A 13007-nucleotide genomic window follows, 5' to 3' on the forward strand; every position below is an offset into this window, starting at 1 on the left:
TTCGTTATAAATTAATTTCAGGCCAGACCTGACGCGGCTTGTAGCCCGATGACGAAAAAGACTTAGCCAGGGCGCCGAATACTGCACAGAAAATTGACCTGGATTAAACCATTGCAGGTCTGATTTCGTTACTTTACAACATATCCATACTGACACGGTGAGACAGGAAGCCTCATTAGCGACCATCTCTCCACACAATATCAATAATATGGGGTGAAACCATGTACGAGAAGTCTGTTGTTATTACTGCTGAAAACGGCCTGCACACCCGTCCCGCAGCTCAGTTCGTGAAAGAAGCCAAAGAATTCCAAAGCGAGATCACTGTGGTCTCCGGTGGCAAATCCGCCAGCGCCAAGAGCCTGTTCAAGCTGCAGACCCTGGGCCTGACCAAAGGCACCAACGTGACCATCCAGGCCGACGGCCCGGACGCTCAGAAAGCCGTTGAGAAGCTGGTTGCCCTGATGGACGAGCTGGAGTAATCCAGCTTTATTCCTCCCCCACAGTCGTTTTAATAGGAAGGATTATGATATCTGGCATTCTTGCGTCCCCCGGTATCGCATTCGGTAAGGCGCTTCTTCTGAAAGAAGATGAAATCGTTATCAATCAGGGCAAGATTTCTGCCGACCAGATTGACGCCGAGATCAACCGCTTCCTCGAAGCCCGCACCAAGTCAGCCGCACAGCTGGAAGCCATCAAAGAGATGGCCGGTCGTACCTTCGGTGAAGAAAAAGAGGCCATCTTCGAAGGCCACATCATGCTGCTCGAAGATGAGGAGCTGGAAGGGGATATCAGATCCTTCATCAAAGACAACAAGGCGTCCGCCGACAAAGCCATCTATGAAGTGATCGAACAGTACGCCAAGATGATGGCCGAGCTGGACGACCCCTATCTGCGTGAGCGCGCCACCGACTTCCGTGACATCGGAACCCGTCTGGTTAAGAACGTGCTGGGCATCGCCGTTGTCAACCTGAGCACCATAGACGAAGAGGTCATTCTGGTCGCCAAAGACCTGACCCCGTCCGAAACCGCTCAGATCAACCTGAAATATGTGCTGGGCTTCGTCACCGACATCGGTGGCCGCACCTCTCACACTTCCATCATGGCCCGCTCCCTGGAGCTGCCGGCCATCGTGGGCACCAACGACATCACCGCGCGCGTCAACAATGGCGAGATGCTGATACTGGATGGCATCAACAACCAGATCATCATCAACCCGACCGCCGAACAGCTGGCTGAAGCCAAGAAATTCCAGGCCCAGTTCCAGGCCGAGAAGGACGAACTGGCCAAGCTGAAAGACCTGCCCGCCATCACCCTGGATGGTCATCAGGTCGAAGTCTGCGCCAACATAGGTACCGTCAAGGATACCGAGGGTGCCATCCGCAATGGCGCCGAAGGCGTGGGTCTGTACCGCACCGAGTTCCTGTTCATGGACCGCGATGCGCTGCCGACCGAAGACGAGCAGTTCAAGGCCTACAAAGAAGTGGCAGAGGCCATGCCGGATCAGCCGATCATCGTCCGTACCATGGACATCGGCGGCGACAAAGAACTGCCCTACATGAATTTCCCGAAAGAGATGAACCCCTTCCTCGGCTGGCGTGCCGTGCGTATTTTCTTCGATCGTGAAGACATCATGCACGCCCAGCTGAAGGCCATCCTGCGCGCCTCTGCCTTCGGCAAGCTGCGCATCATGTTCCCGATGATCATCTCCGTCGAAGAGTTCCGCAGCCTCAAGGCCACCGTAGAGCAGCTGAAGGCTGAACTGCGTGCCGACGGCAAAGCCTTTGATGAATCCATCGAAGTGGGTATCATGATCGAGACCCCGGCCGCTGCCGTGATGGCTCATCATCTTGCCAAGGAAGTGGATTTCTTCAGTATCGGTACCAACGACCTGACCCAGTACACCCTGGCCGTCGATCGTGGTAACGAGATGATTTCCGCCATGTACAACCCGCTGTCACCCTCCGTCCTGACCCTGATCAAGATGGTGATCGACGCTTCCCATGACAATGGCAAGTGGACCGGTATGTGCGGTGAACTGGCTGGTGACGAACGCGCCACCCTGCTGCTGCTGGGTATGGGTCTGGATGAGTTCTCCATGAGCGCCATCTCTGTACCGCGTATCAAGAAGCTTATCCGCAACACCAACTTCGAAGATGTGAAGGCAATGGCAGACCAGGCACTGAGCTATGCGACCGCCGCCGAAATCGAAGCCTGTGTAGATAACTTTATTAAGCAGAAGGCAGTCTGCTAAGATCGGCTGCAAACAGCGACAATCATCTCTAGGAGCTTTTACTATGGGTCTGTTTGATAAACTGAAGAAACTGGTTTCCGATGACAGTTCTGACACCGGCGGCATCGAAATTTTTGCACCGCTGTCTGGCGAAATCGTGCCCATCGAAGATGTGCCTGACGTTGTCTTCGCCGAGAAGATCGTCGGTGACGGCATCGCCATCAAGCCGGCTGGCAACAAGATGGTTGCCCCGTGCGACGGCACCATCGGCAAGATCTTCGAGACCAACCACGCGTTCTCTCTGGAATCCGACTCTGGTATCGAGCTGTTCGTTCACTTCGGTATCGACACCGTCGAGCTGAAAGGCGAAGGCTTCACCCGTATCGCCCAGGAAGGTCAGAAGGTCAAGCGCGGCGACACCATCATCGAGTTCGATCTGGCCGTACTGGAAGCGAAGGCGAAGTCTACCCTGACTCCGGTCGTCATCTCCAACATGGACGAGATCAAAGAGCTGATCAAGATGACTGGCGCCGTGACCGTGGGCGAGACCCCGGTTATCCGCATCAAGAAATAATGCGCCGCTGGCTGGTGCCAGCTGCTGCAACAAAAAACCGAAGCCATGTGCTTCGGTTTTTTTATGGGCAACACCTTAGGTCCGCCTGCTCTCAACCATCAGGGGCTAGCTAGTTCCCTGACCGGGCAAGGGCACTCCGATGCAAAAGCGCGGTCGAGATCAAGGCATTGCCCGACAAGCCTTGTAGCATGGGTGTGGAAACCACGGGATCCCGGCGCCATGCGTGACGGGATGGACCAGGGCGATGGAATGCGCCCTCCGCAAGGAGATAAAGATGCTGAAGAATACGGAACAACGTTATGGCAGCCTGAGCATCGGCCTGCACTGGCTGACCCTGTTGCTGATGATGGCCGTCTATGGGCTGATGGAGTTCAGGGATATTTTCCCCAAGGGTTCGACCGGACGCGACCTGATGAAGGAGTTTCACTTCATGGTGGGCTTGCTCATTCTGGCGCTGGTGGTGGTGCGGCTGCTGGTGCGCTTTGGCAGCCCCTCACCGCGCATCCTGCCCGCCCCCTCACCCCTGATGCTCAAGCTCGGTCACCTCGCCCATCTGGCCCTCTACGGCTTTTTGATCCTGACGCCGCTGCTGGGGTGGCTGCTGCTGAGTGCAGGTGGCAAGCCCATCCCCTTCTTCGGATTTGAGTTGCCCGCGCTGATAGGACCGGATGATGGCCTGAAAGGGACCATCAAGGATCTGCACGAGACGCTGGCCAACCTGGGTTATGCCCTGATTGCCCTGCACGCAGGGGCCGCCCTCTATCACCACCACGTGCTCAAAGACAGCACCCTGACCAATATGCTGCCCGAGCGCAAATAACCGGCGACGGGTTGCACACCAGCAAAAAGGCCCCTTTGACAGGGGCCTTTTGTCATGGACGCATATCATCCTCAGGGCAGCACCACCCAGCTTTCGCCGCCGCCGAGGGCCTCAACCCTTATTTGCACGCCGATCCGCTCCACCAAGGTCTGAACGTGGGAGATGACCCCGATCTGGCGGCCCGCCGCCTGCAGGGAGTCCAGGCTGGAGAGCGCCAGATCCAGGCTGTCCGGATCCAGGGTGCCGAATCCCTCGTCGATGAAGAGCGACTCGACCTGGGTCTGGCGCGACGACAGGCTGGAGAGCGCCAGCGCCAACGCCAGCGACACCAGGAAGCTCTCGCCGCCGGAGAGAGAGTCCACGGAGCGCACCTCGTCCCCCATGTCCAAATCCACCACCTGCAGCGCCAGATCCGTGCCGGGCACCCGCTCCAGTCGATAGCGCGGCGACAGCTCGCCGAGCTGGGCGTTGGCCTCCAACAATAGACGTTCGAGCGTGAGGCTCTGGGCGAAGGTGCGCAGCTTGGCGCCGCTGGCGGAGCCGATAAGCTCGGACAGTTGCAGCCAGTGATCCGCCACCGCCTGCTGGGCCGCCAAATCCTCCTGCAGGCTCCCCGCCTTCAGCGCCGCCGCCTCGGCCTGGGCCAGCGTGCTCTTGCACTGGAACAGCTGCTCTTCCAGCTCGCCACAGCGAGCCTCGCAGGCGCCCAGACGCTCGGCAAGGGCCTCGGCCGTGAGGGCGGTCAGCTCCCCATGATGCTCCCGATAGCGCGCCAGCTTGGCCTCCTCCTGGGCCAGCGACCGTTGACGCTCGGCCAACCGGGTGCGGGCCTCGGCCAGGGCATCATCCAGGCGCTGCAAGGCGGTACGGCGAGCCCTGAGCTCATCCGGCGTGATGGCCAGCAGCCGACGCAGATCATATTCGGCGATGCCGAGAGTGCCAGCATGGGCCGCCCAGCGCCCCAGCGCCTCGCGGCGACGACGGCTGCTCACCTGCCTGTCCTGCTCGAGATGGGCTAGCCTCGCCTTGAGCTCGGTCTGCTTCTCCCGGGCGACCCGCAGCGCCGTCACCGCCTCCTCGAGCTGACTGGCCGCCAGTTGCAATCGCTGCTGCCACTCCTGCTCGATCAGGACGATGGCGCGGCCCCCGAGGCAGGCCTCCCGGCTGGCGAGCAGCCCCTGACGCTGCTGCTCCGCCTCCTTGTAGTCGCGCTCCAGCTTGTGCAGCAGCTCGTTCTGGCTTTGCAGCCGCGCCTCCTGGGCGCTCAAGACCGGGGTCAGAGTGGCCAGCTCGCCGCCAAGCTGCTCCCACTCATTCTGTCCGTGCAGATACGCCTCGCAGGTCTGCTGCCACGCCAGCCATTGCTGGCTACCAAGCCACTGGCGCCAGGGCTCAGCCCCCATTTGTTGATCGAGACGGGCCTCACCCTGTGCCAGGCGCTGACGCAAGGATGCCTCCTGTTCGGCCAGTGCCTTCAGCTCGGCCTCCCACTCAACCTTCTGCCGCTCCGCCTCCTGCCATTGCTGCTCAAACTGCTGATGGCGGGCGGTCAGCTGGCTCAGCTGCTGGCGCACGGCCTGCAACTGCTGCTGGCCGAACTGGGCCTCACGCAGTTGCTGCTGGCTCTGGGCCAGCCCATGCTCCAGAGTCTGGCCACGGCCAAGCAGGGTACTCCTCAGCTCGCTCCACTTGGTCAGGGAATCGGCTTGATTCTGATTCAGTGGCAACGGATGGCCCAGCAACTTGGCACCGCCGAGCTGCTGCCAACGCAAGGTCAGTTGTTCGGCGCGGGCATCCAGCTCCGGCAAATGCTGGCGGCGCGCCGCCAGCTGGCGTGCCAGCTCCTGGCGTTCGCTCTCGCACTGGATGTATTGATGATTGAGTCGCTCCCACTCGAGCTCGAGGCTGCGGGATCGATCCGCCAGCTGACCCAGAATGCCCGCCACCTGCGGCTGGCTCTGACTGTAGGGGTGCTCCTCGGCGCCGCAGAGGGGACAAGGTTCACCATCGTTCAGGATGTGGCGATATTGCTCGAAACTGGCGATGGCGCGAGACTGCTCCAGCGCGTGGCGCGCCTCGTCTCGCTGCAGGGCGAGCCGCTCGCGGGCCGGCGCCAGCTCGCCGCCGAGCGTGGTCAGCCGGCTCAGGGCCTGCTCCAGCTGGGCGATCTCCTGCTGCAAACGGCCATGCTGCTCGCCGTGATTGCGACCATAATCAGCCAGCTCCAACAACTGATGCAACTGGCCCAGCTGTTCGGTCTGCTGCTGCCACTGCTCCTGCGCCTTGGCAAGGCGGATCTCCCACTGCTGCTCCTGCAACTCGTGCTGCTGTTGCTGCAATCGCGCCTGCTCCTGCTGCCAGTCGTCGCGCTCCTGCTGTCCCTGCGCCAGCCGGCTGGCGAGATCCCGCAGGGCATGGCCCTTGTGCTCGCGGCTTTGCAACACGCGCTGTAGCAGCTCCCTGTCCGCCGCCCAGTCCTGGATGGTTGCCAGCAAAGGCTGCCACTGGCGCGCCAGTGGGGCCAGGGCCTTGCGCTCCTCGAGCCACAGAGCCCACTGCTGACGGCGCACCGTCAGGGCCTCGACCCGGCTCGCCTGCTGCTGCCACTCCTGCTGCAGTTCCAGTTGCAGGGCGCGTGCCTGGGTCCCCTGCTGCCGGGTCTCCTGCAACTGCTGGCTCTTCTCCTTGAGCCGGGTATCGAGCTCCTGCGCCCGCTTGAGCTCGGGTTGCAGGGCGCCCCACTCCCGCTCTGCGGCAATCTTGTCGGCCAGCAGCTGCTGTTCGCGCAGCGCGGCCTGCTGCAACACAGGTTCAACCTGCTCCAGCTGGGACGCAAGCTGGCCTATCTGCTGCTCCTGCTGCTGCACCTCCAGGGTGAGGCGGGCAAGTTCGTCGTGATCGGCGCGGGCCACCTGGGCCTGCTCGGCGCGGGCAAACTCTTCCCGCCCGGGCGCCGCCTCGCCATGGGCCGCCTCGGCGGCGGCAAGCGCCTCCTGCCCCTCCCGGCAGGCCTGCAACTGGGCGGCAATCCGTCCGTTGAGATCCCGCAAGTCCTGCAACAGCTGACGCTGCTGCTGCTCGTGCTTGAGGCTGGTGGAGAGACTCAGCTGCTGGGCGACCCAATGCTCGCGCGTCTCGTCGTCCATCAGGGCCACGTCGCCGAGCCGCTGCTGTATGGTCGCCAGCGCCTGCTGCTCGGCCCGCGCCCGCTCATGGGTCTGGATGGAGATGGCGGAGTAGAGCTCGGTGCCCGTCATCCGCTCGAGCAGGGCGGAGCGCTCATCGGCGCTCGACTTGAGGAAGGCGGCGAACTCCCCTTGGGGCAGGATGACGGCGCGGCGGAACTGCTCCCAGGAGAGGCCCACCAGCTCGTCGATGCGATCCTGCAGCTCCCGCTTGCTGCCACTGAACACCTGCCCCGACTCGACCTCGGTCAGGCTGCGCTCCTGGGCCTGGAAGCGCCCCTCCGAGCGATTGCGGGCACGGCGCACCGCCCAGCGCGCCAGCCAGATGCGGCCGTCGCAGCCGCGAAACTGCACCTCGGCACAGCCACTGGCGTGGCCGCGGCTCAAGATGCCGCGCACGTCGTTGGCCCTGAGCTTCTCTTCGTCATCCGCCCTGCCCACTTCGGCCACGTGCTTGCGATTGGCGATAAAGCGCGGCATCTCGTCATAGAGGGCGAGGCAGATGGCGTCGAGCAAGGTGCTCTTGCCCGCGCCTGTATTGCCGGTGATGGCAAAGAGCCCGGCGGCGCCCAGCGCCCCCTTGGTGAAGTCGATGGTGAAAGCCCCGGTCAGGCTGGCCAGGTTCTCCCCTGCCAGAGACAAGATTTTCATGAATGACACTCCTTCATCCGCATCTCTTTATGCTCAGGGCGGCTTGTTCCCGCCTGGCCCTCACCGGAGCGCAACAAGATTTTCATGAGTTGGACTCCTTCACCTGCTCCAGGATCTCTTCAAACGACGCCACCAACTCGGCCGCCGGCTCCCCCTCGAACTGCCGCTGATAGCAGAGGCGAAACACCTCCGTGGGAGCGAGCTCATCCAGTCTGCGCCGCTCGCGACCATCGGCCAGCCCCGCCCCCGAGCCCTGATACTGGGTGCTGATGCGGGCGAGGCGCACCGGCTTGCCCGCCATGGCCGCCAGAATGCGCTCGCGGATGCGCGCTTCGGGTTTGGGCAGCAGCAGCCGCACCTCGAGGAAGGGCTGCGCCTCCTGGGGACAGTCGGGCAGGGAGAGCGCCTCTATGGCGTTCAGCGCCTCCTCGAGTGTGCCCTGGGGCAGGCGGATCATCTCCACCGCACGGGGCACGGGGATCCGCTCCAGCCCCGCCAGCTTGCCCCCCTCAAACCTGACCTCCAGCACCTGGTGGTTGTAGTTGGCTTCGGCGAGGGAGAGCGGCAGCGGCGAGCCACTGTAGTGCACCCTCTCGGCCGGGCTCTGGGCCAGATGGAGGTGGCCAAGGGCCGTGTAGTCGGCGGCGGCGAAGATGTCGGCAGGCAGGGCATGCTGGTTGCCCCCCAGCACCCGCCGCTCGGAGAGCTCCGAGAGCTGGCCCGCCGCCAGGTAGGCGTGGCCCATGGCGATAAGGGCCTGGTCGGGCTCGCAGCGCGTGCGGCCTTGCGCCAACACCTCCTGATAGATCTGGCGAACCCCCTCGATCAGCCGATCCTGCCCCTCTTCGAGCGGCTCCACCCGCAGATCGCTGCTGCGAAGAAAAGGCACGGCAGCGCACCAGGCGGCCACCTTGCCCTCCTTGTTTTGCAGCGGCACCAGCAGGCGATCGGTTTCGAGCTTGCCCTCCCCGTCCCGGCTGATGCTGCCCACCAGATGCAGGTCGAAGGCGCGCAGCAGTTCGTGGGGGGCGTCCAGCTTGGAGGGGGAGTCGTGGTTGCCGCCGATCAGCACCATGTTGAGGTGAGGCATCTCGGCGCGCAGCCTGGCCAGAAAGCGATAGAGCTGCTGCCAGGCGCTGGCTGGCGGATTGGCGGTATCGAACAGATCCCCTGCTACCAGCAGGGCGTCGATCTGCCGCGTCTTGATGGTGTCGGTCAGCCAGTCGAGAAAGGCATCGTGTTCGAAGCGGCGTTCATGGCCATGGAGTTGATGGCCAAGGTGCCAGTCGGCTGTGTGCAGGATCTTCATGAAAAACGGCTCGAAAGATAAAAGATAAGAGGGGAGGTGCCAGTGGTACCCGATGAGGACAAGATGAGGATACGCCCCTCTTTTTTCAAGCAAAACAGGCCGCTGACGTCAGATTCAGACGGGCTGGCAATGCATCTCATACTGGGGATGGCCGGTCAGGGGATCCGATACTTCATTCCCGATCCTGAATCCGTGGCGGCGATAGAAGCGCACCGCCGGCTCGTTTTCCACGAAGACCCGGGTATGGAGCGCCCCCCCCTGCTGCTTGGCCTCCTGCAGCAGGGCATGGCCGACCCCGCGCCCCTGGCGGTCGGGTCGCACGAAGAGAGCGGCCAGATAGTCATCCACCAGCGCCATGAAACCGAGCAGCTCGCCGCGCTCCTCGAACACCCAGATGCGGGCGTGATCGAGGTAGCGGGTACGCAATTCCTCCTGAGCCTGCCACCAGCAGGAAGCGTCAACGAAATCATGGGCCTGCAAGGATGCCAGCAGCCAGATCTCGACGATCTCTTCCATGTCTTCCGGCCGGCTCGCTCTCAACATATTCGCATCCTTGTTAACAATCTGAACACTCGCAGTCTAGGGGAGTTCGATGACAAGACGGGCGGTCAAGATGAGGCCATGTGAAGTCGATCGCCCTTTATTTAGCGAGAATGATTGGCTGATCACAAAGCGCCTCTCTAGTACAATGCCCGCCGGACAATCTATGAGACCGAGGACGCCATGTGGTTTAAAAACCTGCAGATTTATCGTTTTACCCGCCCCTTTGACCTGACCGTGGATCAGCTGGAAACCCAGCTCGAGGCCTGTGCCTTCACCCCGTGCGGCAGTCAGGACATCTCCCGGTTCGGGTGGGTCAAGCCCCTCGGTAAATTCGGCTCCACCCTGACCCATTCAGCCTCCGGCCACATCCTGCTCTGCGCCCGCAAGGAAGAGAAGATGCTGCCGGGCACCGTGGTCAAGGAGATGCTGGCGGAGAAGGTGGAAGCGATCGAATTCGAGCAGGGCCGCGCCCTCAAGAAGAAGGAGAAGGAGGCGCTGAAGGAGGAGATCATGCACACCCTGCTGCCCCGCGCCTTCAGCCGCACCAGCCAGACCTTCGCCTGGATAAGTCCCGCCGACAACCTGATGGTGGTGGACGCAGGCTCCGCCAAGAAGGCGGACGATCTGCTGGCGCTGCTGCGCAAGAGCATAGGCACCCTGCCGGTGGTGCCGGTGGCCCTCAAGAACCCGCCAGAGATCACCATGACCGAGTGGCTGAACGAGGGTAATCTGCCCGCCAGCTTCACCCTGGAAGACGAGGCCGAGCTGCGCAGTGCCATGGAGCACGGCGGCATCATCCGCTGCAAGCAGCAGGATCTGATGAGCGACGAGATCAAGAATCACCTGGCCAACGACAAGCTGGTGACCAAGCTGGCCCTGAACTGGGGCGAGACCCTGAGCTTCGTGCTGGGGGACGATCTCTCCATCAAGCGCCTCAAGTTCAGCGAGGAGCTGCGCGAGCAGAACGACGACGTGACCAGCGAGGATCCCGCCGCCCGCCTGGATGCGGACTTCGCCCTGGTGACCGCCGAGCTGGCCCAGTTCATCCCGGCGCTGTTTGCCGCCCTGGGTGGCGAAGAGCAGTCCCTCTGAGTTGTCTCCTGCCTGTAAAAAAACCGCCTGATGGCGGTTTTTTTGATCCCGGGCGGCGGCGGCGACACGGTGAGAGCCAGTGCCTCAGAGCGCGCCGCGGGCCTGCAGCAGCCGGTGCAGCCGCTCGGCCAGGGCGCCATATCCCTGCGCGTTCAAGTGCACGGCGTCGGACTTGAGCCCCGGAGTGCGCAGCAGCTCGCCAAGGCTGTCGTTGTCCAGCACCAGCCCGTACTGCTCTGCCAGCTCCCCGTACAGGGGGGCGCCGTCGGCAAACAGGGACTTGCGAGGCACGGCCACCAGCAGCACCTGGGCACCGCTGCCCTGCACCGCCTCTATCATGGCGGCCAGGTTGGCCTTGAGCGCCCCCTCCCCGCTGCCGTGCAGTATGTCGTTGCCTCCCTCCAGCAGTATGACCAGAGCGGGCCTGTGCTCGGCCAGCAACCCGGGCAGGCGGGCCCGCCCGGCCCGGCTCAACTCCCCCGAGACCCCGCCATTGATGACGGGGTGACCGCTCAGGCTCGCCAACACGCTGGGGTAGCTCTGGGCCGGGTTGACCCCGCGTCCCTCGGTCAGGCTGTCTCCAAATGCCAATATGGTCTCCCCCGCCGCCAGGGGTCTTAACCCTGGCTCCCCGCAGGCGGCCAGCAGCAGGCATAGCAGCCCCGTCACGCAACGCCTCACCAGACTCTCCTTGTGCATCCTGGACCCCTCCTTGATATTTTTGTAACCACATGAGTATAAAGACAATCTTTCAATCAGGCTCCAACTGTGCCACATTTCGACGGGTGAACAAGAAACCGACAAGGAGCCTGTCATGTCCCTCAAACCCCTCGCCCTGCTGGTCGCCTTCGGCCTGCTCACCGGCTGCGCCCCCCAGAGTGCTTTTCATTATGTCCCCCCTCCCCAGACACTGATCGCCCCGGAGGCAGCCAGCGGCTGGACCGACAAGCCGGGCTGGCAGGGGCGAGACTTCATGGTGGCCGCGGCCAACCCGCTGGCGGTGGATGCGGGCTACCAGATCGTCAAGGCGGGAGGCAGCGCCGTCGATGCGGCCATCGCCGTCCAGCTGGTACTGACTCTGGTGGAGCCGCAATCCTCCGGGATCGGCGGCGGCTCCCTCATGCTGGTGTGGGATGGCAAGCAGGTGGCGGCCGTGGATGGCCGTGAGACGGCACCAGCAGCGGCCACGGATCAACTGTTCATGAAGGATGGCAAACCGATGGCGTTCTACGACGGCGTGGTAGGTGGCCGCTCGGTCGGCGCCCCCGGCACGGTGCGCGCCCTGGCCCTGGCTCACGAGCGCTATGGCAAGCTGCCCTGGGCCAGCCTGTTCGAACCCGCCATCACCCTGGCAGAGCAGGGCTTTGTGATAAGCCCTCGCCTCGCCACCCTGCTCGCCAAGGATCCCTATCTGGCCAAAGACCCCGAGGCCAGGGCCTACTTCTATCAGGCGGACGGCAGCCCCAAGACGGCGGGCACCCGCCTCACCAACCCGGCACTGGCCGGGGTACTCAGGACGCTGGCACGGGACGGTGCCGATGCCTTCTATCGAGGGCCCATTGCCGAGGCCATGGTGGCCAAGGTGCACGCCCATCCCACCAATCCGGGGGTGCTGAGCGCCGCGGATCTGGCCAGCTACAGCGCCAGGCTGCGGGACGGCCTCTGCTTTGACTATCGCCAGAGCGAGGTATGCGGCTTCCCGACCCCCTCCTCCGGCACCCTGGCGCTCGGCCAGATCTTCGGCATGCTGGAGAGCCGCGACATGGCGGCCCTCAGGCCGGTACAGGGGGCGGACGGCCAGCTGGCGGCGTCGAGCGATGCAATCCACCTTTACAGCGAGGCGGCGCGGCTCGCCTTCGCCGACCGCAACCAGTACGTGGCCGACGGCGACTTCGTCTCGGTGCCGGTGCGCGGCATGCTGGACAAGGGCTATCTCGCCGAGCGGGGTCGCCTCATCGGGGAGACATCCATGGGCGTCGCCCAACCGGGCACCCCGCCGCGGGCACTGGCCCGTGGCCAGGATGCCACCCCCGAGCTGCCCTCCACCAGCCACGTCTCCATCGTGGATGGAGACGGCATGGCGGTCTCCATGACCAGCTCCATCGAGGACGGCTTCGGCTCCCGGCTGATGGTCAACGGCTACCTGCTCAACAACCAGCTCACGGACTTCTCCTTCACCTCGGTGGATGCCGCCGGCCTGCCGGTGGCCAACCGGGTGGAGCCGGGCAAGCGCCCGCGCTCCTCCATGTCGCCCCTGCTGGTGTTCGACAAGCAGAGCAAGCAGCTGGAGATGAGCCTGGGTTCCCCGGGTGGCTCGGCCATCATCAACTACGTAGGCAAGGCGCTGCTTGGCACCCAGGACTGGGGCTTGAGCCTGCAGCAGGCCATCAACCTGCCGAACTTTGGCAGCCGCAACGGCCCCACCGAGCTGGAGCAGGGGCGCACGCCCGAGGCCGTGATCCAGGGGCTCAAGGCCAGGGGTCATGAGATAGTGCTCAGCGAGCAGACCTCGGGGTTGCAAGGGGTACAGCGCAATGCCGGCGGCTGGTTTGGCGCCGCCGATCCGCGCCGGGAAGGAGTTGCCAGAGGTGATTGAGTAAGGA

General features: G+C 63.4%; 10 protein-coding genes. 6 read left to right on the plus strand and 4 right to left on the minus strand.

Translation table 11 applies throughout. The features are described 5' to 3' along the window. Positions 1 to 221: 221 nt before the first annotated feature. From KW824_RS04550 to KW824_RS04565, 4 genes are all read left to right on the plus strand, one after another. Entirely contained in the window at positions 222 to 479 is a 258-nt protein-coding gene (locus tag KW824_RS04550) for an HPr family phosphocarrier protein (protein WP_005303128.1), read from the plus strand. Positions 480 to 523: 44 nt separating this feature from the next. Then, positions 524 to 2251, plus strand: coding sequence for a phosphoenolpyruvate-protein phosphotransferase PtsI (gene ptsI / locus KW824_RS04555; protein WP_005325873.1), 1728 nt, complete (start codon positions 524 to 526; stop codon positions 2249 to 2251). Between the two features lie 43 nt (positions 2252 to 2294). After that, the gene (gene crr, locus KW824_RS04560; RefSeq protein WP_005325875.1) at positions 2295 to 2804 is read left to right on the plus strand and encodes a PTS glucose transporter subunit IIA; all 510 of its coding nucleotides are present in this window, start codon (positions 2295 to 2297) and stop codon (positions 2802 to 2804) included. A 274-nt stretch (positions 2805 to 3078) separates the two neighbouring features. Beyond that, a complete protein-coding gene (locus tag KW824_RS04565) occupies positions 3079 to 3624 on the plus strand; it encodes a cytochrome b (RefSeq protein ID WP_043130136.1) in 546 nt (181 codons plus the stop codon). 71 nt (positions 3625 to 3695) lie between these two features. Here the strand turns inward: KW824_RS04565 and KW824_RS04570 are convergent, their stop codons facing one another. The 3 genes from KW824_RS04570 to KW824_RS04580 form a co-directional block, all read right to left on the minus strand. Continuing rightward, entirely contained in the window at positions 3696 to 7460 is a 3765-nt protein-coding gene (locus KW824_RS04570; RefSeq protein ID WP_218409035.1) for an AAA family ATPase, read from the minus strand. Between the two features lie 82 nt (positions 7461 to 7542). Further along, positions 7543 to 8769, minus strand: coding sequence for an exonuclease SbcCD subunit D C-terminal domain-containing protein (locus KW824_RS04575; protein ID WP_218409036.1), 1227 nt, complete (start codon positions 8767 to 8769; stop codon positions 7543 to 7545). 114 nt (positions 8770 to 8883) lie between these two features. Beyond that, positions 8884 to 9312: a GNAT family N-acetyltransferase gene (locus KW824_RS04580; protein WP_005331882.1), complete on the minus strand. Its 429-nt coding sequence runs from the start codon at positions 9310 to 9312 to the stop codon at positions 8884 to 8886. 180 nt (positions 9313 to 9492) lie between these two features. Between KW824_RS04580 and rdgC the strand changes: the two genes are divergently transcribed. Then, positions 9493 to 10404 (plus strand): recombination-associated protein RdgC, encoded by a 912-nt coding sequence (gene rdgC / locus KW824_RS04585; protein WP_005331880.1) that lies wholly within the window; start codon positions 9493 to 9495, stop codon positions 10402 to 10404. Between the two features lie 84 nt (positions 10405 to 10488). Here rdgC and KW824_RS04590 read toward each other — a convergent pair whose 3' ends face one another. Continuing rightward, positions 10489 to 11103: a GDSL-type esterase/lipase family protein gene (locus KW824_RS04590; protein WP_218409037.1), complete on the minus strand. Its 615-nt coding sequence runs from the start codon at positions 11101 to 11103 to the stop codon at positions 10489 to 10491. Between the two features lie 115 nt (positions 11104 to 11218). On the opposite strand from KW824_RS04590, the gene ggt reads away from it, so the two are divergent. Beyond that, a complete protein-coding gene (ggt, locus tag KW824_RS04595; RefSeq protein ID WP_218409038.1) occupies positions 11219 to 13000 on the plus strand; it encodes a gamma-glutamyltransferase in 1782 nt (593 codons plus the stop codon). The last annotated feature ends 7 nt before the right edge of the window (positions 13001 to 13007 follow it).

The sequence above is a fragment of the Aeromonas sp. sif0611 genome (assembly GCF_019218845.1).
Classification (GTDB): domain Bacteria; phylum Pseudomonadota; class Gammaproteobacteria; order Enterobacterales; family Aeromonadaceae; genus Aeromonas; species Aeromonas media.